Consider the following 21,551-nt stretch of genomic DNA (forward strand, 5'->3'; position numbering starts at 1 on the left):
CCAGCCATGATCGAAAACGCTCGCTCGCTCAATTTCGCCGCCAGCGCCATCCTGGCTGTCGGTATCACCTTCATTCTCGGGCCGCTCTACCTGACGCTCGCCAATGCCTCGCAACCTTATGAGTTCCTGCTGCGCAACGGGCTTGCCTGGTATCCGGGCGACCAGTTCATCGCCAATGTGATGCGCGTCTTCACCGAGACCCGCATCCCGATCCAGATGCTGAACAGCATGCTGGTGGCCTTTTACGATGCCTTCTTTACCTGCGCGCTTTCCTTTCTCGCTGCCTATGCGCTCGTCTATTTCCGCATCCGCTGGGCAGGTATCGCCTTCGCGGTGATCCTCGCGACGATCATGCTGCCGATCGATATCCGCGTCATCACCACCTATCAGGTGGCAGCCAATATCTTTTCGCCGCTGAATGCGCTGCTTGATATCACCGGCGCCAATGCGCTGATCCAAAGCTTGTTCGGTGCGCCCGTTCATCTCGAACTCAGTGTGCTCGATACGCATTTCGGTCTCGTCGCACCACTGGTTGCGCATGGAACCGGCACCTTCCTGTTCCGGCAGTTCTTCCGCACGCTGCCAGCCGATCTCTTCAAGGCGGCGCGCATGGATGGGGCAGGGCCGATCCGCTTCCTCTTCCATATCCTGCTGCCGATCTCGCTCAGCAGCTTTGCAGCGCTCTTCGTGCTGACCTTCCTCAGCGGCTGGACACAATATCTCTGGCCGCTGGTTGCCGCCTCCAAGCCTGACATGACGACCGCCGTCGTCGGTCTGGCGCGGCTGGCGCCCGATATGGAAGGCGAAATTCCTGACTTTCCGATGATCATGGCCGGTGTCGTGGTCGTCTCGGTCATACCCCTTGCGATGATTGCGCTTCTGCAGCGCTACCTTGTGCAAGGCCTTGTTCTTTCGGAGAAATGACGTGAACGCCATCGATACCGCCATCCGCACCGCGGCCACCAACATCACGCTTGCAGGCGTCACCAAGGCCTATGACACAAAGGCTGTCGTCATTCCGCCGCTCGATGTCGAGCTTCGCGCCGGCGAATTCACCGTCGTGCTCGGTCCCTCCGGCTGCGGGAAATCCACGCTGTTGCAGATGATTGCAGGGCTCGAAGCCGTCAGCGGCGGCAAGATCCTGTTCGGCAATCGCGAGGTGCAGGGCCTGGAGCCGAAGCAGCGCGGTTGCGCCATGGTTTTTCAGAATTATGCGCTCTATCCGCATATGACCGTGTTCCAGAACATGGCTTATAGTCTGAGGGTCGCCGGCCTGCCGAAAGCCGAGCGTCAGGAGCGCGTCGGTGCCGTTGCCGAGATGCTCGGGCTTGCCGCCTATCTCGATCGCAAGCCGGGGCAGCTCTCGGGCGGGCAGCGCCAGCGCGTGGCGATCGGCCGGGCAATCGTGCGTGAACCCGGCGTGCTTCTCTTCGACGAGCCGCTCTCGAACCTCGATGCGCAGCTGCGCCACGACATGCGCGTCGAGCTTGCCGATCTGCACCGGCGCATCGGTGCCACGACCGTCTTCGTTACCCATGATCAGGTCGAGGCCATGACACTTGCCGACAGGATCCTGATCCTCAACAAGGGCAGCGTCGAGCAGTTCGATACGCCAAAGGCGATCTATCATCGCCCGGCCTCGGTCTTCGTCGCAAAATTCATCGGCGCACCGCCCATGAATATCCTGCCGGTGACATCAGACGGCTCTGTGCTGCGCCTGGCGGACGGGCAGGCGGTTGCAGGATACCACAATGCCGGTAATTTCCAACTCGGCATCCGCCCCGAAGATATCGCTGTCGCAGCGGATGGCGCGATCAAAGGCCGGCTACGGCATTTCGAAGATCTCGGCTCGCATGCGGTGCTTGCCGCCGATCTCGCAGGCACTTCCATCCGTGTCGCCACACCCTTCGGCGCCGATATCGATCCCGCCACAGAGCTTTCCTTCTCCTTCCCACGATCCCGGTTGCACCTGTTTGACGGCGAGACAGGTCGCGCCATTGCGGACGCATTCGCCGACCATTGAAAGACCTCCCCATGAATTACACTGACTATGTGCGGGACTCGGGCAGGGCCTGCGCAGTCGTGGCGCATCGCGGCATATGGCGCGATGCGCCCGAAAACAGCCTCGTTGCCATCGAGGCTGCGATCCACGCTGGCTGCGATGTCGTCGAGATCGACGTGCGCCGCAGTGCGGATGGCGGCCTCTTCCTGCTGCATGACAAGACGCTGCAACGCATGGCCGGCATTGACGAGGCGCCGGAGGCTCTGAGTTCGGCGCGGCTCGCCAGCCTCACGCTCAGAAACCGCGACGGCGGCGAGAGCAATGAGATGACGGCCGAAAGACTGCCGAGCCTGCAGCAACTCTTCGACCTGACACGGGATCGCATTTTCGTGCATCTCGACGTGAAGGACCGGGCCATCATTCCTCAGGTGATCGCCTGCGCCCGCGACCTTGATGTGGCGGGCCAAGTGGATTTCTGGGGCAACCTCCGCTCGACCGACGATCTTGCCTGGATACGCGAGACGGTCAGCCCGCACGGCGTGCTGTTCATGGCCAAGTCACGGATCGGCGCTACGCATGCTGAAGCCGAGCTGGGTCTGCTGTTCCAGCTTGCGCCTGATGTCTGTGAAGTCTGTTTCGACCAGATCGAGGATATCGCTGGTCTCCACGCCCGCGCCCGTCAGGCGGGCATGGCGCTCTGGGCGAACACGCTCGATTCCGTCGCCTTTGCCGGCTTCACCGATACGGCTGCCATGCAGAATCCCGACGCCATCTGGGGCCGGCTTATCGAAGCTGGCATTTCCCTTATCCAGACCGATGAACCGGTCGCACTGAAATCATATCTCGCCAGCCGCTGTGGCTGACACATAAGGAAAGACCATGAGCTACAAAGACTTCATCGCCGACCCGAACCGCAGCTGCGCCATCGTCGCCCATCGCGGCGCCTGGCATGGCGCGCCGGAAAACAGCCTGGCCTCCATCGAAAAGGCCATCGCCGTCGGCGCCGATATCGTTGAAATCGATGTGCGCAAGAGCGCCGACGGCGAGCTTTTCCTGATGCATGACGACACGCTGCTGCGCATGGCCGGCATCGACCGCGACGCCGAGACCTTCACCATGGCCGAACTGCAGGCGATCGCGCTGCGCGAAGACAATGGCGGCGCGGACCGCGCCATTTCCGACCAGCGCATTCCGACCCTGAAACAGGTTTTTGAAACCATTCGCGGCCGCATCTTCGCCGATCTCGACCTGAAGGATCGCGGTCTGTTTTCGGAAGTCGCAGCCTGCGCCCGCGAGATGGGCGTGGCCTCCTCCGTCGACCTGAAGACAACAGTCATGACCCGCGAAGATCTCGCATGGGTACGAGCCCAGCACATCGAGGGCGTGCCCTTCATGGCGATGGCGCATTTCACCGCCGCCGGTATCCATGAGACGCTTTCGCTGCTCTCGGAAATCCGGCCCTTCATGTGCGAGCTGCGCTTCGATCAGCTCAACACGATCGCAAACAACCAGCAGCTCTTCCGGGATGCCAATATGGCGATCTGGTTCAACACGCTGGATATGGCGGCGAGCGGCGAATGGATCGACAGTAGAGCGCTCACCGAGCCCGACGCCATCTGGGGCCGCCTCATGGACGCCGGCATCAGCACTATCCAGACCGACGAGCCGGCCGCGCTGCGGGCCTATATCGAGAAGCGGAGAGCGGCGCAAAATCCCGTAGCAACCCGCGTCGCGGGTTGATCCTCTGCCGATCTGCGGGCCACCCGCCGACGCGTGGTGGCCCGCATCTTCCGCATTCGGGCCGCCCGACACAGTGAGTCTAGGAGTCCGTCCTGAAATTCAGATCTGCTGGTGACGTATCCTTTCGGCGCGATCGTCCGTCTTGGTTATTGTTGGCGGTCGTCCTCGACATCGCCCCCTAACAAATTGGAGCGTGACAATGGATAGCAAGCAGAGCTTGGCAAACAAGATATACTACGAAACGAACGCAGAGGCTTGGCGCAGCGGTCGAGAATTGCCGCCGGAAGCCTCCGAGTGGTCCGTTCTGACGGCGGAACCGGGCGGCGTCGATTACGTCGAGACGAACCTCGGCGACAAGACTGCGCTGTGGGTGCAGCCAAAACTGGCGGCCAGGGATCGGGTCATGCTTTACGTGCACGGCGGTGGATATGTCGGCGGATCGATCTGGACGCATCGCAAGATGGTCGGACACCTCGCCAAGGCGGTTGGCTGTTACGCTTTGATCGTCACTTACGACCACTCGTTTCAGAGCAAGTTCCCGCGGCAAATCGAACAGGTCGTGGCCGCGTTCGACTGGCTGGCCGGGCAGGGTATCGGGCCGAAGCATACTATAGGTGCAGGCGATTCCGCTGGCGCAGGCCTGATCATTGCAGCCGCGATGAGACTCCGTGATGCGGGACGTCCGCTGCCGGCCGCGCTCCTCAGCATCTCTGGCTGGCACGATCTGTCGGCGAGCGGCCTCTCTTACGATGCTAACCGCGAAAAGGACGCTTTCTTCCAGAAGGCGACCGTGGATATGCTGGCAGCACAAGTGCTCGGAGGTGCCGATGCTCGAAATCCATTCGCCAGCCCAATCTTTGCCGATCTCAAGGGCCTGCCGCCGATCTGTCTGCAAGCGGGCGAAGACGAAACCCTGCTTGACGACAGCCGAGTGCTCGCGGACCGCGCGAAGGCGGCCGGCGTCGAGGTGCGCTTAGAGGTATTTCCGGGGATGCTGCACTCGTTCCAGATGATGGCTGGCCGCGCTCCCGAAGCCGACGATGCGATAGAGCGGTTTGCACAGTGGGTTCGCCCCAAGCTCGGCCTGACCGAAGCCGCGGCAGCACGCGGTGAAAGTCACGAAGTCGCATGACTCGTATCTTCCTCAATGACGCCAGGATGTGACAGGTGAAGGACATGCGGGAGCGACCGGTCGGTTTATTTGACGTGCGATATCGAGCCTTCCTTGAGACGGTGTCAGACATTCGTGCCCAGTTGCATCGCTACTGCGCCCGCATGACCGGCTCACGGCTCGACGGTGAGGATCTCATGCAGGAAACGCTATTCGAGGCCTACATGAAGATCGAGACCCTCGATGAGGCCCGCAGGCTGAAACCCTGGTTGTTTCGCATCGCTCACAATCGCTGCATCGACTTTCTGAGGCGGCGCGATGCGCGCGAGCGCGCAGAGAGCGCCTATTCGGACGACATCGGCGTCGTCGCTGCGGAGCCGGCGACGACCGATGCACGTCGCGCCATCGAACGGCTGGTCGGCAGCCTGCCGCCCAAGGAGCGCGCCTGCGTCCTGCTAAAGGATGTGTTCGACTATTCGCTGGAGGAGACCGCAGAACTCGTGGATTCGACGGTTGGCGGCGTCAAAGCCGCGCTCTCCCGTGGACGGGCGAAGCTCGCCGGCTTGCCCGCTGAACCGACAGGCGAACCGAGCCGTCCGCTTGATCCCGACACCGCTCGGCTCCTGCAGCACTATGTTGACCTCTTCAACCGCCATGATTGGGATGGCGTGCGGGGTCTCACCAGCGCCGATGCCCGGTTGCGGGTCGCCGACTGCTTCGACGGTCTGCTCAGGAACTCTCCTTATTTCTTCGAATACGAGCGAAACCCGGAAACGTGGACCATGGAGTTGGGGGCGATCGACGGGGAGCCTGTCCTGCTCGTGCTCTTCCAGCGAGGAGGCCTGTGGCAGGTCGCGTGGCCGGTTCGCGTCCATGTCGCCGGTGGCATCATCGACCGCATCGAAGACTATTATGCCTGCCCGTGGGTCATTGGAAACGCCTCGGAGTCCGATCTAGAACTCATGACCGAATCGGCAGTATTGCGAGGAGCATGACGGAGGCGGGAAGTCTCGGCGGTGGCGATAGTGGTCTCGACGTCGTTGGCGAGGCGATGGTTTCGGGTGATCCAGGCGAAGAAGCACTCGACGAGCCGGCTGAAACCCGCGTCCGCGGGTTGATCCTCTGCCGGTAGGCCGGCCACCCGCCAGAGAGCGCGGTGGCCTGTATCTGCCGTTACTTCACAGGCACGACGAGCGGCGAACCCTTCGTGACGATATAGGTTGCCAGTTCCGAGGCCTTGCCGTCGCCGACATTCCGCGCCGAATGGGCAACGCCCGTGGGGATGAACAGCGACTGGCCGGCCTTCAGCGTTACCGGCTTCTGGCCATCGAGTTGATATTCCAGCACGCCCTTGATGACATAGGCGATTTCCTCGCCCGGATGATGGTGCTTGGGTGCAGAGGCGCCGGGTGCGAAATCGACGCGAACCTGGACGGCCTCATGGCCGGGCACATCGATGTCGTTCTGGACGAGATCGGTGCGCTGGATGGGCTCTTCCGCATTGGCCTTGGTCAGCTGCATTGCGCCGGCAATGACGAGAGCGCCTGCTGCCATGATCATGATGGTCCTCATCTGTCTATCCTTCCGTCAGATGGTTGAAGCCCGCAATCGGGCGACGGGTTCATTTGAGCAGAGGGATGAATTGGAAATGTTTCAGCAGAGAGGGCTTTTTGTATCGCTGTGTATCTGCGAAGCGCTCTGTCAAGGCTTTGTCTGCACTGCTTCAAGATGCTCATCGAGCGTTATCCTGCCCCAACGGCGACGGGCGGGCATTTCAAAGCCGGTGTCGATGGTGACTTCGGTCATCTTCGCATAACAACGGGCGGCAGCCCATGAGAAGCCGAGCCCGAGATAGTATTCCTCAAATTTTTCGCGAGGGATCGTCTCGGCCGTGACGGGGCGGCCGAGACGCGATGAAAACGCCTTGGCGACATCGGCAAAGGAATGGCGCTCCGGACCTTCGATATGGTCTATCCCGATGTCGCCGATCGGGCTCTTGAGGCGCGCGGCGGCGGCTTCTCCGAGATCCCTTGGCGAAACCATGGGCATCTTCATGTCCTCGGGGAAGGGCGTCGCCAGACGTCCGGTCTCTTTCGCGGGCTGCAGAAGCATGTCGAGATTGGTGAAGTAATATGCGCCGCGGTTGATGGCGGCCGGAATACCGTTTGCCTTCACGAGGCGTTCGAATTCGTACAGCACCGAGAGATCGCCGATGCCGGCGCCATCAAGCGCTCCGTAGGTCGAGGCCACGACCAGCTTCTCGAGCCCGGATCCTTCGAGTGCCGCGGCAATGCTCCTGGCGGTCTTCAACTCCTGGGCGTTCGTGTCGCCTTTGATATCGGCCGGCGGGTTCAGCAGAAAGGCTCGGCGCCCTTTTTGCAGAATGGAACGAAGCTGCCCGGTGTCGGCCACATCGGCAATGACGGGCTCAACGCCGTCTTGCTTGATTGCGGCAGCCTTTTGCGCGCTGTGAACGACGGCAATGATTTTCTCGCCCGACACCCGCAATGCGTCGATGACGGCAGAGCCTATGTTTCCGGATGCGCCGAGCACGACATACATGGTGAGACCTCGCAGACGCTCACATGCATAACTGCGCGCACCGGCCTAAGGTTCCGTCACTGATACCGCCGAGCAACACGGGTGAGGACGCGCCGCGACAGCAATCATGAAATGTCGTAAAATCCGCAGCGGTTAGCTCCTACGAGGAGAGGGAGCTTGGGCAATCTTGGAGAAACGCCTTCGGGCGTCCCGTCGCTTTCCGCAGCCTCGGCTTGGCGATCCTTCTGATCGCCGTCCATGCGCTCGGCATGTTGTTTTCGCTGCGCCCGCACCGGGAGCTTCTTGCCAGGGTCAGCCACGCTGCCGAGGAAGAAAAACCCTCGCTGCTTGCTTTGCGCATCGGCGCGCTAGTGAGCGAGATTTTTACCGCCGCCAGTGTGCAGGCGCTCGATGCGGCACCCGAACCGAGCAGGGTGATCTCACCGATACCAGATCGTAAGGCGTCACGCGGGTTGCATCACCCGTTTTCGGTGCGCGATCAAATACAATAGTGTTGACTTATTGATTAGTGTTGGCTATTTGATTTTCCATGATCGAAGCCGAAACCATAACTGCTGTCATGCGTGCCCTTGCCGATCCCACGCGGCGGGCCGTGTTCGAGCGCATCGTCAATTCCAAAGAGATCACGGTGGTCGAGTTGACCCGCGGCAGCAATGTCACGCAGGGCGCCATCTCCCAGCATCTCAAGTCCCTGAAACAGGCCGGCCTCGTCAGCGAGCGCCCGGAGGGGCGCAATGTCTATTACCGCGCCGAGCCCAGCGGTCTGGAGCCGCTGGCCGACTGGATGGACCATTACGGCACCTTCTGGCGCGAACGCTTCACCGATCTCAGAAAGCTCTTGAAGGAAATCGACCCATGAACCAAGCCATGAATCCCGAGAGACACGTCTCCGACACGCAGGCCGTCGTGGTCGACGAAGTCTTCCCGCATGCGCCTGACATCATCTGGAAGGCGCTGACCAGCGGCGAGCTGATCGGCCGCTGGTTGATGCCGCCTGATGGATTTGCGCCTGTGGCCGGCAAGTGTTTCACATTTCAGACCAAACCGGCCGGCGAATGGGACGGGACCATCCATTGCGAGGTGCTCGAGGTCGTGCCGAACGAGCGGCTGTCCTATGCGTGGAAGGGCGGCCATGAGAGCAATGCTGACGGTTATGGCTCGAAACTGGAGACGGTCGTCACCTTCACCCTCGCCAGGACCGATACAGGCACACGCCTTCGCCTCGTTCATTCCGGCTTCGTGCTTCCGAAGAACGAAACCGCCTATCGCAACATGGGCGAGGGCTGGAAGAAGGTCGTCGAACGGCTCGACGCAGTCGTCGCCGAAGAGGCGTCTTCGCAGACGCGGCATTGAAAGAGGAGGAGAGCGAAATGACCAAGTCCTATACCGGTAGCTGCGCCTGTGGCGCGATCCGCTACGAGATATCAGGCGAACCGGCCGTCATGGTCGATTGCCAGTGCCGGCAATGTCAGCGCTCCAGCGGCACTGGACATCAATCGCATCTGACTTTCGTGGCAGTGGAGGTGAAAGTCGAGGGAGAGGCATCCCTGTGGCAGACGGTCGGCGAAGGAGGGACCGTCAAGCAGCGCGGCTTCTGCCCGACATGCGGTTCGGCCGTCTACATGACGTTCCCCGATATGCCCGAGGTCTTCATCGTCACGCCGGCAAGCCTCGACGACCCAAGCCGCTACCAGCCGCAACTGGTGTCCTGGACCGCAGCCGGCTTTGCTTGGGATCACCTCGACCCGGCCGTGCCGAAATTCGAGAGGATGCCGCCGGCGTGAAAGCGGACGTCCTGACTTCGCGTCGAGGATGCGCCGGTACAGGGATTGTTGCTCTCGGCTTCGCCTGACATAGTACTGCAAACACAGCAGGTGATGTCTTGCCTTTTGCCGTCTACATGGAGCTGGACCCGTACGGCGCCGCAGAGCTTCAGCCGATCGTCGAGCATGTGGAGCGTGTTTCGCCCAATGCCGTGACCCCAGGCCGTTTGAACATGGAGCCGCACATAACGCTCGCCGTCTATGACGGGCTGGACCCCGAGCCTATCGCAAAGGCGCTCGACCGCTTCAGCGCGGATATCAGCACTCCCAGCGTCAAACTTTCGAGCATCGGTCTTTTTCCCGGACCGGCCTCGGTTCTGTTCGCCGCGCCTGTCGTCTCCGCAGAATTGCTCGCCCTTCATCGGGACTTTCATGCCGCGGCCGCCTCGGCAGGGGTGGCGTGCTGGCCGCATTATCTGCCGGGAAACTGGGTGCCGCATATTACGCTCGGTGAGCAGCTAAGCCCCGAGGAGGCCGGAGCGGCAATCAGCGGTGCGATAGGCCTCTGGCAACCGGTGGCCGCAAGCCTGCACCGGATTTCACTCGTGCACTTCCATCCGGTCGAGCTGTTGTGGCACCGGCAGTTGCCGGGCTGAACCTTTCGGTGGCTTACGCACGCCAGAAGGGCCGGTGGCTCTGCTGGTAGGCGATTTCGCGTGTCATGCCGAAATCCCGGAGCGTTTCGTCGGGCAGGGTATCCAGTTCGCGAGCGAAGAGGCGGCGTTCGGTCCAGCGTTCGCGCCACAGGCGGAGTGTATCTGTCATGTGCATGATGAAGTTTCCCTTCTCTGTTGGCAAAGCTCACCTATTGTGAACGGAGATTTAAGCAGAAATTTCCGCTTGTTTGCTTGAATGTCATGATTTTATGGTAGTCTCAGAGACTGCGAAAGCGCGTTATCTTGACGACATCCGTTAGTAAAACTCACATAAGAGTAAACCATGGCCCGCAATCTGCCACCACTCTCCTATCTCCGGGCCTTCGAAGCCACCGCGCGTCTCGGCTCGGTGACACGGGCAGCCGATGAGCTGGGGCGCACGCATGGAGCCATCTCCAAGCAGCTGCAGCTTCTGCAGGAGCAACTTGGGCTTCCGGTGTTCGAGAAGTCAGGCACGGGCCTTCGGCTGAATGAGGATGGCGCTGCCTTCTTCACCACGGTGTCGCGGGCCTTCGATCTTCTGGAGGAGCGCTATCAGGACCTGAAGGCGAGCCGGAACGAGGCGAGCGTGCACCTTTCCTGCAGCGCCACCTTCGCCATGGTCTGGCTGGTGCCGCGTCTGGCGGAATTCTACAGCCTCTATCCGAATTGCCGCGTGCAGCTGACCATGTCATCGAGCGCGCGTGACGGCGGCACGAACCGGGCGAGGGACGGGGTGGATATCATGCTGAGCTGGGATCGCCTGTCGCGGCCGCAGCTCAGGCGCGAGCATATCCCGCTCGCCTCCGTTTCCTTTGGCCTGGTATCCGCACCGGATTATCCATTCAGTGCCGATGGCGATGATTTCAGTTTCCCGACCCGTATTTCGCCCGACCATATGAGCGAACAATGGACAAACTGGCAGGCGGCGACCGGGCACGGCATCTCGGCGCAGTCGGAGCTTTATTTCCCGCATATGTATCTTTGTGTCAGCGCCGCCGTGACCGGGCTCGGCGTGGCGCTGGTGGAGCGGCGTTTTGCGCTGAACGAGCTGAAAAGCGGCAAGCTGGTAGAGCGGTCGGAATTCCTGACTTACGAAAATGGTTTCGTGGCTGTCATTCAGCCCGGCCGGGCGCTCTCGCCAGCCGCAAGCCATTTCCTCGACTGGCTGCGGAGCGCCTTCGTGCGGGAATAGGCCGGCGAAAGCTCGCTTCAGCGTAGAAGAAGCAGATCCGATGCAAGCCAGATGCAGAGGGCGGCTGCGAGCAGCCAGATGATCACGACCGCCACAATGCCCGCACGGCTGACCGGGCGCTGCGCGCGCTCGGTGGCCATGCCCCTGAACTCCGACATCAGAGGCGCGGGAACGAGGCGGATGGCGATGAGGATGCCCAGCGGGACGATGATGAGATCATCGAGATAGCCAAGCACCGGCACGAAGTCCGGGATGAGATCGACTGGCGAAAGCGCATAGGCAGCAACCGCGCCGGCGACAATCTTGGCCAGCATAGGCGTGCGGCCGTCGCGCGCCGCAATCCAGAGCGCGACCACATCGCGTTTCACGCTCCGCGCCCATTGTTTCGCCGCCTTCAACCATTCGCCCATTGTTGCGCTGCCTCTCTGTTTGAGCATTCGGTCCGGATCGTTGCAGGCGTGGTTTATAATTTGATCTATTGAGTGAGAGCGGAGCCCAAATGTTTTCTGTTTGTTCTTTTTCATCGCTCAGTTACATTGCACTCATACGCGACGCCGATTTTCGCGAAAAGGGAGTTTGCATGAAGGCGGTTTTGTTTGGGTTTTTCTTGTTGGCCGCCGGGAATGCGTCTGCTTCCTGCGAGCTGGTTTCGGCTCCATGCTCCACTGACAGTTCAGGCAATACCTATATCAGAGAGCAGAATCTCGGCGGCGGCTACAATACTTATCGAAACGGAGATCTCTACTCCCAGACACATCAGCAGCTCAATGGCAGCTATCGGGAGACCTATTCGGGCGGCGGCTACCGGACGTATTACAGCGAGCCCAATCGCAGCGACCCTTATCGGACCAATCCGCAAGGCATGGTCGGCCACTGAGCGAGGCCTATCTTCCTGCAGCACACTGAGCAGTGGTGACAGCGACAGCACTATCGCTGCAGAGGCCGGCCAGAGCATTTCCGGCCTTCCTCGAATGCCGGAAATGCTCCAGCTCTTTGTTATCACGTAATTCCGGACGCTAAACCGCTGCGCACTTTTGCTGGAATTGCGCTAGTGATGCTTGAAGTACTGCACCTCACGCTCGTGCTTCTCAGCCGCTTCCCGGGTCTTGAAAGTGCCCAGGTTCTTGCGTTTGTGCGTCTTCGCGTCAGGCTTGCGGGAATAGAGACGATATTCGCCTGACTTCAGTTTGCGGATCATCGGAACCTCCTGTGCTGAGGGGTAAATCCCCCTCAGCCTCATCCGGTTCCCGCTTGCGAGAACAATCTCTCTCAAAGTCACCGTGCAGCGACAATAGGCCTGAGCGCGTCGATCAACTCGGTGGGGCCTTTGCGGACATCGCGTGCATTCGGCTCGACGTCGATGAGGCCACCCCTGCTATGCACGTCGTAGAGCTCGGTCAGAAGATCGGCAGCGCTGGCGCTCATCACCCGGCCCAGGCTTTCCCGCCATTGCGAGCGGGGCAGGGCTTGAGCAGTAATCGTGCTGCCGAGCAGCTCGCTCAGCGCGGCAGCCACGTCGCTCGCGCTATAGCGGCGCGGGCCTTCTGCGTGAACGATCTGCTCGCGCGTTTCGATGTCGGGCCGAAGCAGGAAACCGGCGGCAATCCGGCCGACATCCTGCGCCGAGACGTTGGGGATCGGCTTTTCGACCGGGTCATGAAAGCTCGGCAGAATGCCGGTTGCGATCGCTGCCGGCGCAACGCGACCCCAGCCTTCCATATGCTCGGCCGACCGCAGGAATATCCGGCGCATATCCAGTTGGCGAAGGCGCTGTTCGAATATGTGGAACATGCTCGGCATGGCGAAACCCTCGCCGAGATGGGCGCCATAGTCGGAAATGGCAAGCACGAGGGCGGGGCGCGCCTCTTCCAATGCCTCGGCAATGCTTTCCATCGAGCGGCGCATATCGCCTTTTATGTCTTCGGCCCGCGGGTCGGCCGGCAGGATGACCTGAACGCTGTCCGCACCTGATATCGCTCCGGCAAGCGCCTTGGCGTCCTGCAGATCGGCAAATGCGACATCGCAGCCGATGGCGGTCAGGCGGTCAGCCTTTGCCGGATCGCGCAGGATAGCGCGCACGGGCACACCTGCCTCGCGCAGCGCCTTGGCGGTCGAATAGCCGATCTTTCCGGCGGCTCCGAGTATTGCAATCATGTGTTTCTCCTTGCTGATGACGCGCAAGGACTAAAGGGCGAGCCCGAAGGCGTCGCACAAATTCAGGCCGGTCTTTGCAGTTTCGGGCGGAATTCGCCGACTTCGCGCAGGATCTCGCCGGGTGTCTGGCCCGTGAGCCGGCGCATGGTCGTTGCCATATGGCTCTGATGGGCAAAGCCCGCGGCAAGCGCGATCTCGCTTGCGGCCATATCCGTCGTCGTCATCAGGGCGCGGGCATATTCGACGCGGCGGCGGATGACATATTGGTGCACGGAAACGCCGGTGCTCTTGCGAAACAGACTCTTCAGCCGTGTGATGCTGACACCGGCAACGACCGCAAGGTCGGCCAGATGCAGCTTCCGGTCCAGATGGGTCTCGATGAATTCCATCAGCATCCGCAATTGCCGCGGCGAGAGTTTCGGTTCGCCGTTGATCTCGGGCCGCGGCGCGGCGGCGCTCGACGTCTCGATCAGCCGGATGGCGAGCGCGTTGGCGAGAAGATCGATGTAGAGCGGGTCGGAGGGCGTATCGGCTTCCAGATCCGCCTTGATCGCCCGGCAGATCGCCTCGATGCCGGCGTCACGCAGCTGAAATCGCGGCTGCAATTCGATCTTGCCGGCATCCCGTCCGAGATCTTCCGCGACCTGTTCCAGCCGCGAGGGATCGAGACTCACGCGCAGGATCCGGCAATCGGCATCATCCTCCCAGGACCCGTCGAGGCCGGCCGGGATGACATCGATATCGCCGGGCTTCTGCACGCGGCGCATGCGCCGGCCACCGCAGTGGCAATCGGCATTGACGGGCGGGCCGAAGTGGATGCCCAGACGATGCATGTCACCACCCGGAACACGAGAGATGCCGCGCGGAATATGCAGGAAGTCGGCCGCGAGCCCACTCCACGCCCGTCCCGCGCTGGTCAGCAGGATCTGCGGTGAGGTCTGCAGGGATGAAGCTGTCATGATCTGTCTTTGCTTTTAGCTTGGGGCTTTCGGCTTAAGGCCGGATGCTACGTCTCAATCGCCGCCTTGCCAACCGGCCATGCCTGAAAGCTCAGATGATCGCCTCGATGAGAAATGGTCCGCGGCGCCTGAGCGCGCTTTCGAAGAGATCGGCAAATTGCTCGCAGCTATGCGCACCCGCGGCATCGACGCCCATTCCCTTGGCGACCAACACCCAATCCCAGGCCGGGTGATCGAGGTTCATCATCCGCCGGGCGTTCTCGCCGATGCCGTCGACGCCGACATTGCGCATCTCGGCATGCAGCACGGCATAGGCGCGGTTGGCGAAGATGATCGTGATCACGTCTAGATTTTCCCGCGCCTGCGTCCACAGGCCCTGCACCGTATACATGCCGCTGCCATCCGCCTGCAGATTGATGACCTTGCGGTCGGGGCAGGCGACCGCCGCACCCGTCGCAAGCGGGATACCGCAGCCGATCGAGCCGCCGGTGTTCATCAGGTAGTCGTGTGGCGCCGAGCCGGCCGAAAGTTCGAAGAAGCGGCGGGCCGAGGTGACCCCCTCGTCGCAGATAATGGCATTGTCGGGAAGTCTTGCCGCCACCATCACTGCGATCGCATCCTCGGTCAGATGCCCGAACGGAACGATATCGTCGGAAAGGCCTGATGATCGCGACGGAGGTAGTGACTGCCTGACGCCGAGTTCGTCCCTGAGTGCTTCCAGCGCGCCTTTCAGATCTTCGCCATGCCTTGCAAGGGTCAGAACCTTGCAGCCTTTGCGCACCAGCCGTCCAGGCTTGCCCGGATAGGCAAAGAAGGCGACGGGCTCTGGCGCGCCTGCCAATACCAGCACATCAATATCGGCCAGCAGATCAAGGGCGGCGTCGATCGGATAGGGGATGCGGGTCAGAGCGACACGGCCACGGCCGCGCTCGACCCTCGGCAATTGCATCTCGCTGAAGAGACGCACATCCTTGGCGGCCGCAATTGCACCCGCAATCTCCAGGCAGTCGGCACGGGCAGCCGCACCGCTGACGAGGATTCCGGCCTCGCCGGGCGTATCTCTGATAGCGGCGGCAACCTCGCGCACGACGTCCATGTTCACTGCCGATGGTACCGGCCGGGACAGCCTAACCGGCTGATCCGTTTCGACATGGCCCCAGGCGGCATCTGCCGGCAGGATGAGCGTTGCCACACCAGGAGGTGACAATGAGGCACGGAAGGCAGCCTCCGTCGCGTCTGCCACATCCTCGGGGCCGCTGATGCGACGCACCCAGTTTGACATCGGTGCGGCAAGGCTTTCGATATCAGATGTCAGCGGCGCATCGAGGGCAAGATGATAGGAGGCGTGGTCGCCGACGATGTTGATGACGGGAACCCTTGCCCGGCGGGCATTGTGGAGATTGGCAAGGCCGTTCGCCAGCCCCGGTCCGGTGTGGAGCAAGGTCGCTGCCGGTCGGTCGGTCATGCGCGCATAACCATCGGCCGCTCCAGTGACAACGCCCTCGGAGAGGCCGAGAACGCAGCGCATCTGGGGCTTGCGGTCGAGCGCCGCCACAAAATGCATTTCCGATGTGCCGGGATTGGCAAAGCACACCCTGACATCGTTTGCCAGCAGCGTATCACACAGGCTGTCTGCACCATTCATGGCCGTTTCCTCCTGTTTACAACAGCCTTGCACGGGAAGAATATAAGAACAACCTTGAATATTGCATCCGGCCGGCGTGAGCTTTTGTGATGGGGCTTCAAGCCGCCTTTATAATCATCGCGGCGGCGGCAGCCATTAGGGAAATTGGCGATGAGCATGCTGTTCAGGAACACGTTGCATGAGGATTTCGGCAGCTGGCCGATTGCCTATATTCCCTATGGCGGGGCGGATTTCGGCGAGATCCGGGCTGTAGCGGAAACCGTAGGGGATGGTGATGACGGCGCATTTTACGAGGCATGGGTTGCGGCCGGCGACCGGCTGAAAGGCGAAGCCGAAGCTGCGCTTTCCGCGGGGCATAAGGTCAGCGCGCGTGAGCTTTATCTGCGAGCAAGCGTCTTCTACGCCACCTCCTATCATCCGCTCTACGGCGCGCCTGTCGACCCGCGTCTGCTTGCCGCCTTCCGCAAGCAGACGGATGCGCTGGAGATGGGGCTTGCGCTCTCGGCGCCGACGATCGAGCGGCTTTCCATTCCGCTCGGCGAGACGCCGATGCCTGGATATTTCATTCCGGCGCAGGGTCTCGAGCATGAGATGCGGCCGCTCATCATCTTCAACAACGGCTATGACTGCACCATCACCGACACTTATTTTGCCTGCGCCGTCGCAGCCTCGCGGCGCGGCTATCACAGCCTGCTCTTCGACGGCCCCGGCCAGGGCTCCATGCTCTACGAGCACGGCATCCCGCTGCGGCCGGACTGGGACGTGGTCATCAGGGCGGTGGTGGATTTTGCGGTGAACTATCCGCTCGTCGACGCCGATCGTATCGCGCTCAGCGGCTGGAGCCTCGGCGGGCTTCTGGCGCCGCGCGGGGCGGCGGACGAGCCGCGCATTGCCGCGCTGATTGCCGATCCCGGCACCTGGAGCATTGCCGATGGCTTTCGCAGGGTCATCATCCAAAAATTCGGCGTGCCTGCGGAAGCGGTGGCTGATCTCGGTGCTCTCGACCAGAAACTGATCGATACGATGGATGCCTTCATCCGTAGCAATCCAGTGCTGAACTGGAAGGTGGTGCAGCGGGGTTTCTGGGTGCATGGGGTGGATAGTCTGAGCGCTTTCCTCGCCTCGGCCGAGCTCTTCACCATGCGGGGACATGCGGAACGCATTCAATGCCCCACATTGATCACCCAGGCGGAGAATGACGGGCTCGCCGCCGATGCCGGCTTTTTCTTCGATACGTTGCGCTGCCCCAAGACGCTGATGCGGTTCACTGCCGCAGAGGGCGCGGATGGCCATTGCGAGATGAAGAACCGGTCACTGCTCAACAGGCGGGTTCTGGACTGGCTCGACGCGCAATTCGGGCCGGGCAGCAGCTAGATGGTCCAGAAGTCTGCGGGCATGGACGGGCAGTTCCGCCCCTTGCGCCGTGCAGACGACCAGTTGCCGTGTCGCCCAATCATCCGACAAGCGGATGATGGCAATCCCGGACGATCGTTTTTGGCGGCGGACCGCCGTATCAGGCACGATGCCGATACCGACGCCAGCACCGGCCAGCCGGCAGATGGCCTCGAAATCGCGCAGCCTCACGCGGATCTTCAGCCGAATGCCGATGCGGCTGGCCTGCGCATCGATATGATCCTGCAGGGCGCCGCCGGCGAGGCCGATGAAATGCTCATCGACGAGATCGGCGAAGCGGATGCTGCTCTCCAGGGCCAGAGGATGGCTGTTGCTTGCAACGACGACGAGCCGGTCGGTCGCGAAAGGTCGCACCGTCAGCCCGGCCATGTCAGCCGCGGCAGAGAGGATACCGATCTCGGCATGGCCAGCCGCCACGCTTCGGGCAATCTCGACGCTCTGCCGTTCTTTCAATCGCAGATCTACCTGCGGGTTGGTGGCCATCCAGTCCGCCAGCTTTTCAGGCAGGTGTTCCGATATGGCGGCCGTGTTGGCGAGGATGCTGATCGTCGAGCGCAAGCCCCGCGCATATTCGCCGAGCTCGCCATGCATCTGCCTGATCTGGCCGAGGATCACGCGGGCATGGTGAGCCAGCGCTTCTCCGGCCTCTGTCGGAGAGACGCCACGCCGGCCGCGTTCCAGCAGGGTGACTTCGCCGAGCGCCTCCATGTCGCGCAGGCGTTCGCTCGCAGCGGCCAGCGAAAGCCCCACGTCTGCCGCCCCATGAGTGATGCTGCCGGCATCGACGACGGCCAGGAACAGGCGAAGGTCGGTGAGATCAMAACGCATTTTGCCACGATAGGCCATTTCGTGCCTTCGGGCCAGCCGAAGGCAGGCGCGGGAACTTCCGCATTGTGCCGATATCGGAAGCTGCTAGCGACGCGTCATGTCCGATCTTTCCATCATTTTCATGTCAGCCGTCACCGCCACCTTCTTTGCCGCCGGCATCGTCAAGGGTGTCACCGGCATGGGACTTCCGACTGTCGCAATGGGCGTATTGGGGATTTTGACCTCACCGCTGACCGCAGCAAGCCTTCTCATCGCGCCGTCCTTCGTCACCAATATCTGGCAGTTGTTCGCTGGTCCGGGTTTCGGTCCGCTTCTGCGGCGGTTCTGGCCGATGATGACAGCCATTATTGCGGGAACGATGCTTGGTTCGTCATGGCTTGCGGGCAGCGATACCAGCTTCACGACGCGGGGGCTCGGCGCAACGCTTGTGCTCTACGCGGCCAATGCGCTGTTTGCGCGTCAGCTCCGGGTGCCGGAGGCGATGGAGCCATGGCTTTCGCCTGTCATCGGTGCGGCGACGGGACTGGTGACGGGCAGCACAGGCGTCTTTGTCATTCCGGCCGTGCCCTATCTGCAGGCGCTGGGGCTTGCGAAGGATGATCTCGTGCAGGCGCTCGGCCTGTCCTTCACGGTTTCCACCATTGCGCTTGCAGCGTCCCTCGGCATACGCGGCGCCTTTGACAACGGCAATCTTGCGCTTTCGGTGCTTGCGATCTTGCCTGCGCTCGCGGGCATGTGGGCGGGGCAGGTGCTGCGCGGTCGGATCGCACCGGCAACCTTCCGCCGCTGGTTTCTCATCTGCCTCCTGCTGCTCGGCGCGGAAATGTGCCTCGGGCCGCATTGAGACTTCATTAGGGCTCCACACCCGTTACATTGCCCTCGGCGTCGGTCGTGAACGTGCCCTTGCTCTGGTCGAGCATGGTCAGAACGTTGCCGAAGGGATCGCGCACGACAGCCGCCATGCCGATCGGCAGTTCGAACGGCTCGCAGACCCGCTCTCCGCCGGCCGCCTCGAAACGCGCGAGGGCAGGGGCAAGCTCGGGCACCAGAAGATCCACCTCCGGGCCGGTTTTGGTGTGCAGCACGAGTTCGGCGTCCGTATCCGCCATGGCAAGGCCTGCGGCATCGGGCGTGCGCCAGAGCAGTTTGTGGCCGAGGGTGTGGGAATAAAAGGCCAGGCCTTCGTCCAAGTCGGAGACCCTGAGGATGACGCAGTCGATTTTCTGGAACACGAGTATCTCCTGGCCGTTACGGCACGTCCCGCCGTGCCCCTGGAAATAGAGGGTGGCGGGTGGCGGGCAACGTGAAAAGTTATCACGAACAAGGAGCCTTGGGAGATAGGTGAAGGCATTGTGCCCCGGCACACCATCTCCACGCGATGCATCCACCGCCTTCTTTTGGCCCCGCTCGCTCATCACTAAACTGGCCCCACGCGATGCGCGATTCCTTTCCGTTCAACGAGGGTTTGAGAATGATCAAGACAATGACGATTGCGGCAACCGCCATGCTGGCTTCGGCTCACTATGCCAGCGCCTCCAGTGATGCCGCGTGGAATGCACTCTTCGCCAAGGTGAACGGCACCTGCATCGGCCAGTCGGGCATGGATACGCCTGAGGCGACCGCTCCTGTTGTCTTCGACGATGCGACAGGCAAGGTCGCCGTGCTGCTGCGCGGCTCGATGGGCAAGGGCAAGAGCAAGGTCAAGAACGTCAACCTGATCTGCCTCTACGACAAGAAGACCGGCAAGGCGTCGATCGAGGAATATCGCTGGCTCGGCCGCTAACAGGGCACCAGACCCGTGACCATCATGTGCAAGCATGATGGTCCGTTAGGCTGGCCCCGGCCGGACGATCGTTGCTCGTTTCACTCGCGCATCTCACGGACTGGACGAATTCCCGGCAAAACGAGATCGATGAAGCCTCCGCGCGATACGACGAGCGGTAGCGGCGGGCTCCGCGCGCTGCAGCCGCATCTACCCGGCCAACCGGATGGCGATTGCGCCCGCCAGCAGGACAAGCAGCACGCCTGCGGTCATCACGCTCACCAGAAAGTGCCGATAGATCTTCCGGCTTCGGGTGCGGCCGGCCATGATTTCGCGTTCACGCGCCAGATAAGTTACGCCGCTGCGGCCGAACATGGGTTTCTTCCTTGATGTCATCGACAGGATTGCAGGGAGATTTTGCCGAAAAGCCCATATGAAATCGATATTGCTGCGGGGCAGGGAATATAAGAGCTGCGTAAACGCTGAAGCGCCCTTGCGGGCACCAGTTGCGCCCGAATTCTCGAACTAGAGCCTTTCCTGGTTAGATTGCAGCTTTCTGTTGGCTCAAACGGAGTCGGATGGCCGACCGGCCGGCGCGCGTCGTAGCCCAGATCTACGGCCAAGCCGGCCGGTCGATCAGGCGGCCCGTTTCAGCCAACCCCGGTGGTTTGCTTGCAAACCAGCTAGGGCCGGGCATCTTTCCGCCAGGATCAAAGGCGATCGGCTCGGACGTACCGAGGGGTATGCCTTTCGCCAATCGCCTTTGCCCTGACGAAAACCTGCTCCGGCAGAATGCTTCAATCTAACCAGGAAAGGCTCTAGGCCCGGTAGCGATCGATCGCGGTGCCGAAGACGAGGGCGACGATATCCATCATGCCATCAGGGTTTGCGGGGCGCCGGTCCGGATCGAAGGCGACGCCGATGATGGCTTGCTGGCCGGAGGCCGTCGCAACCGGCCAGAAGTCGAAGCGGGATTCGTCATAGGGATAGACGCCGCCGGTGACGGCGAGGCGAGAGTTCCATGCCGATTTTGCCGCCTCGATCTCGATCGCGGAAAGCTTTTCTGCGCCTTGCACCTCCGGCTCACCATCCGCCCGACCCGGGAAGACGACGACGGCCGGCGAGTGGAAGAAGCCGGTGACGGCAGCAAGCGTCAGCTTCGTGGATTCCTCCATCGAGCGGCTTGCCACCATCTTTCCCGCATAGGTCTTCAGCGCGGCCTGCATGCGGCGGGTACGCTCCAGATCGATCCCCTTGCGATGTCCCCAGGCGGTGATGGCGCTGATGATGCAGGCGATGACGAAGAGCAGGACGATCGCCCAGATATTAGCCGTATCGGCCACGGCAAGCGAAAAACGCGGCTCGGTGAAGAAGAAATTATAGGCGAGCGCACCGAGTACAGCGGAAAACAGCGACGGCCCGAGGCCGAACAAGACGCTGCCGATGACGACGGGAATGACATAGATGAGCGACAGGTTCGGAATGGCTTCGTAACGGTCGAAGCCCGCCGCAACGGCCGTCGCCATCGCCGTCATGACGAGGCAGATAACATAACGGGCGACCGGCGGCACTTCCGAGAAGTCCAGGCCCTCTTCGATATTGTAGTCGGCGATCGCCGCTTCGGTGTGCGGCGCAGTGAAATTCTTCCCAGGGGACATGATCGAATCCTCCTGGAAAGAAATTGGATTGCCTCGCATTTGAATTCCATGCGGAAAGAGGCGG

The 21,551-nt window shown here is 61.7% G+C and carries 30 protein-coding genes; 18 read left to right on the forward strand and 12 right to left on the reverse strand.

Annotation, left to right across the window (positions count from 1 at the left end; genetic code table 11):
* Positions 1-6: 6 nt before the first annotated feature.
* From AC1DTN_RS19710 to AC1DTN_RS19740, 7 genes are all read left to right on the forward strand, one after another.
* Positions 7-924: a carbohydrate ABC transporter permease gene (locus AC1DTN_RS19710; protein WP_477922216.1), complete on the forward strand. Its 918-nt coding sequence runs from the start codon at positions 7-9 to the stop codon at positions 922-924.
* 1 nt (position 925) lies between these two features.
* Complete coding sequence (locus AC1DTN_RS19715; protein ID WP_477922217.1) at positions 926-2,023, forward strand: ABC transporter ATP-binding protein; 1,098 nt, start codon at positions 926-928, stop codon at positions 2,021-2,023.
* An 11-nt stretch (positions 2,024-2,034) separates the two neighbouring features.
* A complete protein-coding gene (locus AC1DTN_RS19720; protein ID WP_477922218.1) occupies positions 2,035-2,865 on the forward strand; it encodes a glycerophosphodiester phosphodiesterase family protein in 831 nt (276 codons plus the stop codon).
* Positions 2,866-2,881: 16 nt separating this feature from the next.
* Positions 2,882-3,742: a glycerophosphodiester phosphodiesterase family protein gene (locus tag AC1DTN_RS19725; protein WP_477922219.1), complete on the forward strand. Its 861-nt coding sequence runs from the start codon at positions 2,882-2,884 to the stop codon at positions 3,740-3,742.
* Positions 3,743-3,941: 199 nt separating this feature from the next.
* Positions 3,942-4,874 (forward strand): alpha/beta hydrolase fold domain-containing protein, encoded by a 933-nt coding sequence (locus AC1DTN_RS19730; protein ID WP_477922220.1) that lies wholly within the window; start codon positions 3,942-3,944, stop codon positions 4,872-4,874.
* A gap of 101 nt (positions 4,875-4,975) precedes the next feature.
* Positions 4,976-5,848 carry an RNA polymerase sigma factor gene (locus AC1DTN_RS19735; RefSeq protein ID WP_477922221.1) on the forward strand — a complete coding sequence of 291 codons (873 nt, stop codon included), beginning with the start codon at positions 4,976-4,978 and terminating at the stop codon, positions 5,846-5,848.
* Positions 5,845-5,985, forward strand: coding sequence for a hypothetical protein (locus AC1DTN_RS19740; RefSeq protein WP_439015170.1), 141 nt, complete (start codon positions 5,845-5,847; stop codon positions 5,983-5,985). Before AC1DTN_RS19735 ends, AC1DTN_RS19740 begins: the two co-directional genes overlap by 4 nt.
* A gap of 41 nt (positions 5,986-6,026) precedes the next feature.
* On the opposite strand, the gene AC1DTN_RS19745 is transcribed toward AC1DTN_RS19740, so the two are convergent.
* Together AC1DTN_RS19745 and AC1DTN_RS19750 are read right to left on the reverse strand one after the other, a co-directional pair.
* Positions 6,027-6,425: a cupin domain-containing protein gene (locus AC1DTN_RS19745; RefSeq protein WP_439015169.1), complete on the reverse strand. Its 399-nt coding sequence runs from the start codon at positions 6,423-6,425 to the stop codon at positions 6,027-6,029.
* A gap of 129 nt (positions 6,426-6,554) precedes the next feature.
* Positions 6,555-7,415 carry an NmrA family NAD(P)-binding protein gene (locus AC1DTN_RS19750; protein ID WP_477922222.1) on the reverse strand — a complete coding sequence of 287 codons (861 nt, stop codon included), beginning with the start codon at positions 7,413-7,415 and terminating at the stop codon, positions 6,555-6,557.
* Between the two features lie 212 nt (positions 7,416-7,627).
* Between AC1DTN_RS19750 and AC1DTN_RS19755 the strand changes: the two genes are divergently transcribed.
* From AC1DTN_RS19755 to AC1DTN_RS19775, 5 genes are all read left to right on the forward strand, one after another.
* Positions 7,628-7,906, forward strand: a complete 279-nt coding sequence (locus AC1DTN_RS19755; RefSeq protein WP_477922224.1) for a hypothetical protein — start codon at positions 7,628-7,630, stop codon at positions 7,904-7,906.
* 38 nt (positions 7,907-7,944) lie between these two features.
* Complete coding sequence (locus AC1DTN_RS19760) at positions 7,945-8,274, forward strand: ArsR/SmtB family transcription factor (protein WP_477922226.1); 330 nt, start codon at positions 7,945-7,947, stop codon at positions 8,272-8,274.
* Positions 8,271-8,768, forward strand: coding sequence for an SRPBCC family protein (locus tag AC1DTN_RS19765; RefSeq protein WP_477922227.1), 498 nt, complete (start codon positions 8,271-8,273; stop codon positions 8,766-8,768). Before AC1DTN_RS19760 ends, AC1DTN_RS19765 begins: the two co-directional genes overlap by 4 nt.
* Positions 8,769-8,785: 17 nt before the next feature.
* Positions 8,786-9,199, forward strand: coding sequence for a GFA family protein (locus AC1DTN_RS19770; RefSeq protein ID WP_113325169.1), 414 nt, complete (start codon positions 8,786-8,788; stop codon positions 9,197-9,199).
* Positions 9,200-9,297: 98 nt separating this feature from the next.
* Complete coding sequence (locus AC1DTN_RS19775; protein WP_439015165.1) at positions 9,298-9,834, forward strand: 2'-5' RNA ligase family protein; 537 nt, start codon at positions 9,298-9,300, stop codon at positions 9,832-9,834.
* Between the two features lie 13 nt (positions 9,835-9,847).
* Here AC1DTN_RS19775 and AC1DTN_RS19780 read toward each other — a convergent pair whose 3' ends face one another.
* Positions 9,848-10,009 carry a YjiS-like domain-containing protein gene (locus AC1DTN_RS19780; protein ID WP_081928581.1) on the reverse strand — a complete coding sequence of 54 codons (162 nt, stop codon included), beginning with the start codon at positions 10,007-10,009 and terminating at the stop codon, positions 9,848-9,850.
* A 168-nt stretch (positions 10,010-10,177) separates the two neighbouring features.
* Here AC1DTN_RS19780 and AC1DTN_RS19785 point away from each other — a divergent pair, with 168 nt between their 5' ends.
* A complete protein-coding gene (locus AC1DTN_RS19785; RefSeq protein ID WP_439015164.1) occupies positions 10,178-11,068 on the forward strand; it encodes a LysR substrate-binding domain-containing protein in 891 nt (296 codons plus the stop codon).
* 17 nt (positions 11,069-11,085) lie between these two features.
* On the opposite strand, the gene AC1DTN_RS19790 is transcribed toward AC1DTN_RS19785, so the two are convergent.
* Positions 11,086-11,478 (reverse strand): YkvA family protein, encoded by a 393-nt coding sequence (locus tag AC1DTN_RS19790; RefSeq protein ID WP_477922286.1) that lies wholly within the window; start codon positions 11,476-11,478, stop codon positions 11,086-11,088.
* A 170-nt stretch (positions 11,479-11,648) separates the two neighbouring features.
* Here AC1DTN_RS19790 and AC1DTN_RS19795 point away from each other — a divergent pair, with 170 nt between their 5' ends.
* Complete coding sequence (locus AC1DTN_RS19795) at positions 11,649-11,945, forward strand: hypothetical protein (protein WP_439015163.1); 297 nt, start codon at positions 11,649-11,651, stop codon at positions 11,943-11,945.
* 171 nt (positions 11,946-12,116) lie between these two features.
* On the opposite strand, the gene AC1DTN_RS19800 is transcribed toward AC1DTN_RS19795, so the two are convergent.
* The 4 genes from AC1DTN_RS19800 to AC1DTN_RS19815 all read right to left on the reverse strand — a co-directional run bounded on the left by AC1DTN_RS19800 (position 12,117) and on the right by AC1DTN_RS19815 (position 15,826).
* Positions 12,117-12,266 carry a hypothetical protein gene (locus AC1DTN_RS19800; RefSeq protein ID WP_113308362.1) on the reverse strand — a complete coding sequence of 50 codons (150 nt, stop codon included), beginning with the start codon at positions 12,264-12,266 and terminating at the stop codon, positions 12,117-12,119.
* A gap of 77 nt (positions 12,267-12,343) precedes the next feature.
* Entirely contained in the window at positions 12,344-13,222 is an 879-nt protein-coding gene (locus AC1DTN_RS19805) for an NmrA family NAD(P)-binding protein (RefSeq protein ID WP_477922229.1), read from the reverse strand.
* 62 nt (positions 13,223-13,284) lie between these two features.
* Positions 13,285-14,181, reverse strand: a complete 897-nt coding sequence (locus AC1DTN_RS19810; RefSeq protein WP_477922230.1) for a helix-turn-helix domain-containing protein — start codon at positions 14,179-14,181, stop codon at positions 13,285-13,287.
* Positions 14,182-14,272: 91 nt separating this feature from the next.
* Positions 14,273-15,826, reverse strand: a complete 1,554-nt coding sequence (locus AC1DTN_RS19815) for an acetolactate synthase large subunit (protein ID WP_310387720.1) — start codon at positions 15,824-15,826, stop codon at positions 14,273-14,275.
* Positions 15,827-15,976: 150 nt separating this feature from the next.
* Here AC1DTN_RS19815 and AC1DTN_RS19820 point away from each other — a divergent pair, with 150 nt between their 5' ends.
* Positions 15,977-17,200 (forward strand): alpha/beta hydrolase family protein, encoded by a 1,224-nt coding sequence (locus tag AC1DTN_RS19820; protein ID WP_477922232.1) that lies wholly within the window; start codon positions 15,977-15,979, stop codon positions 17,198-17,200.
* On the opposite strand, the gene AC1DTN_RS19825 is transcribed toward AC1DTN_RS19820, so the two are convergent.
* Positions 17,138-18,067: a LysR family transcriptional regulator gene (locus tag AC1DTN_RS19825; protein WP_477922288.1), complete on the reverse strand. Its 930-nt coding sequence runs from the start codon at positions 18,065-18,067 to the stop codon at positions 17,138-17,140. The two genes, AC1DTN_RS19820 and AC1DTN_RS19825, sit on opposite strands and share 63 nt — an antisense overlap.
* A 97-nt stretch (positions 18,068-18,164) precedes the next feature.
* Here AC1DTN_RS19825 and AC1DTN_RS19830 point away from each other — a divergent pair, with 97 nt between their 5' ends.
* Complete coding sequence (locus tag AC1DTN_RS19830) at positions 18,165-18,911, forward strand: sulfite exporter TauE/SafE family protein (RefSeq protein WP_477922233.1); 747 nt, start codon at positions 18,165-18,167, stop codon at positions 18,909-18,911.
* 7 nt (positions 18,912-18,918) lie between these two features.
* Here AC1DTN_RS19830 and AC1DTN_RS19835 read toward each other — a convergent pair whose 3' ends face one another.
* Positions 18,919-19,299 (reverse strand): VOC family protein, encoded by a 381-nt coding sequence (locus AC1DTN_RS19835; protein WP_477922234.1) that lies wholly within the window; start codon positions 19,297-19,299, stop codon positions 18,919-18,921.
* A gap of 239 nt (positions 19,300-19,538) precedes the next feature.
* Between AC1DTN_RS19835 and AC1DTN_RS19840 the strand changes: the two genes are divergently transcribed.
* Positions 19,539-19,850, forward strand: a complete 312-nt coding sequence (locus AC1DTN_RS19840; protein ID WP_477922235.1) for a hypothetical protein — start codon at positions 19,539-19,541, stop codon at positions 19,848-19,850.
* 189 nt (positions 19,851-20,039) lie between these two features.
* On the opposite strand, the gene AC1DTN_RS19845 is transcribed toward AC1DTN_RS19840, so the two are convergent.
* Positions 20,040-20,204 (reverse strand): hypothetical protein, encoded by a 165-nt coding sequence (locus tag AC1DTN_RS19845; protein ID WP_439015157.1) that lies wholly within the window; start codon positions 20,202-20,204, stop codon positions 20,040-20,042.
* A gap of 203 nt (positions 20,205-20,407) precedes the next feature.
* Here AC1DTN_RS19845 and AC1DTN_RS19850 point away from each other — a divergent pair, with 203 nt between their 5' ends.
* On the forward strand, positions 20,408-20,635 hold the full coding sequence (locus AC1DTN_RS19850; RefSeq protein ID WP_477922237.1) for a hypothetical protein: 228 nt from the start codon (positions 20,408-20,410) through the stop codon (positions 20,633-20,635).
* A gap of 12 nt (positions 20,636-20,647) precedes the next feature.
* Here AC1DTN_RS19850 and AC1DTN_RS19855 read toward each other — a convergent pair whose 3' ends face one another.
* The gene (locus AC1DTN_RS19855; RefSeq protein WP_477922238.1) at positions 20,648-21,487 is read right to left on the reverse strand and encodes a DUF4118 domain-containing protein; all 840 of its coding nucleotides are present in this window, start codon (positions 21,485-21,487) and stop codon (positions 20,648-20,650) included.
* Positions 21,488-21,551 lie beyond the last annotated feature (64 nt).

The organism is Rhizobium sp. 01T444 (assembly GCF_056398305.1).

What these genes read in the sequence shown, in the direction of transcription:
- AC1DTN_RS19760 (WP_477922226.1), top strand. Translation starts at nt 7,945, where the DNA reads ATGATCGAAGCCGAAACCATAACTGCTGTCATGCGTGCCCTTGCCGAT.
- AC1DTN_RS19850 (WP_477922237.1), top strand. Translation starts at nt 20,408, where the DNA reads ATGGCCGACCGGCCGGCGCGCGTCGTAGCCCAGATCTACGGCCAAGCC.
- AC1DTN_RS19745 (WP_439015169.1), bottom strand. Translation starts at nt 6,425, where the DNA reads ATGAGGACCATCATGATCATGGCAGCAGGCGCTCTCGTCATTGCCGGC.
- AC1DTN_RS19770 (WP_113325169.1), top strand. Translation starts at nt 8,786, where the DNA reads ATGACCAAGTCCTATACCGGTAGCTGCGCCTGTGGCGCGATCCGCTAC.
- AC1DTN_RS19830 (WP_477922233.1), top strand. Translation starts at nt 18,165, where the DNA reads ATGTCCGATCTTTCCATCATTTTCATGTCAGCCGTCACCGCCACCTTC.
- AC1DTN_RS19730 (WP_477922220.1), top strand. Translation starts at nt 3,942, where the DNA reads ATGGATAGCAAGCAGAGCTTGGCAAACAAGATATACTACGAAACGAAC.
- AC1DTN_RS19795 (WP_439015163.1), top strand. Translation starts at nt 11,649, where the DNA reads ATGAAGGCGGTTTTGTTTGGGTTTTTCTTGTTGGCCGCCGGGAATGCG.
- AC1DTN_RS19815 (WP_310387720.1), bottom strand. Translation starts at nt 15,826, where the DNA reads ATGAATGGTGCAGACAGCCTGTGTGATACGCTGCTGGCAAACGATGTC.
- AC1DTN_RS19710 (WP_477922216.1), top strand. Translation starts at nt 7, where the DNA reads ATGATCGAAAACGCTCGCTCGCTCAATTTCGCCGCCAGCGCCATCCTG.
- AC1DTN_RS19820 (WP_477922232.1), top strand. Translation starts at nt 15,977, where the DNA reads ATGAGCATGCTGTTCAGGAACACGTTGCATGAGGATTTCGGCAGCTGG.
- AC1DTN_RS19840 (WP_477922235.1), top strand. Translation starts at nt 19,539, where the DNA reads ATGATCAAGACAATGACGATTGCGGCAACCGCCATGCTGGCTTCGGCT.
- AC1DTN_RS19750 (WP_477922222.1), bottom strand. Translation starts at nt 7,415, where the DNA reads ATGTATGTCGTGCTCGGCGCATCCGGAAACATAGGCTCTGCCGTCATC.
- AC1DTN_RS19765 (WP_477922227.1), top strand. Translation starts at nt 8,271, where the DNA reads ATGAACCAAGCCATGAATCCCGAGAGACACGTCTCCGACACGCAGGCC.
- AC1DTN_RS19725 (WP_477922219.1), top strand. Translation starts at nt 2,882, where the DNA reads ATGAGCTACAAAGACTTCATCGCCGACCCGAACCGCAGCTGCGCCATC.
- AC1DTN_RS19805 (WP_477922229.1), bottom strand. Translation starts at nt 13,222, where the DNA reads ATGATTGCAATACTCGGAGCCGCCGGAAAGATCGGCTATTCGACCGCC.
- AC1DTN_RS19790 (WP_477922286.1), bottom strand. Translation starts at nt 11,478, where the DNA reads ATGGGCGAATGGTTGAAGGCGGCGAAACAATGGGCGCGGAGCGTGAAA.
- AC1DTN_RS19845 (WP_439015157.1), bottom strand. Translation starts at nt 20,204, where the DNA reads ATGTTCGGCCGCAGCGGCGTAACTTATCTGGCGCGTGAACGCGAAATC.
- AC1DTN_RS19800 (WP_113308362.1), bottom strand. Translation starts at nt 12,266, where the DNA reads ATGATCCGCAAACTGAAGTCAGGCGAATATCGTCTCTATTCCCGCAAG.
- AC1DTN_RS19785 (WP_439015164.1), top strand. Translation starts at nt 10,178, where the DNA reads ATGGCCCGCAATCTGCCACCACTCTCCTATCTCCGGGCCTTCGAAGCC.
- AC1DTN_RS19810 (WP_477922230.1), bottom strand. Translation starts at nt 14,181, where the DNA reads ATGACAGCTTCATCCCTGCAGACCTCACCGCAGATCCTGCTGACCAGC.
- AC1DTN_RS19720 (WP_477922218.1), top strand. Translation starts at nt 2,035, where the DNA reads ATGAATTACACTGACTATGTGCGGGACTCGGGCAGGGCCTGCGCAGTC.
- AC1DTN_RS19780 (WP_081928581.1), bottom strand. Translation starts at nt 10,009, where the DNA reads ATGCACATGACAGATACACTCCGCCTGTGGCGCGAACGCTGGACCGAA.
- AC1DTN_RS19740 (WP_439015170.1), top strand. Translation starts at nt 5,845, where the DNA reads ATGACGGAGGCGGGAAGTCTCGGCGGTGGCGATAGTGGTCTCGACGTC.
- AC1DTN_RS19855 (WP_477922238.1), bottom strand. Translation starts at nt 21,487, where the DNA reads ATGTCCCCTGGGAAGAATTTCACTGCGCCGCACACCGAAGCGGCGATC.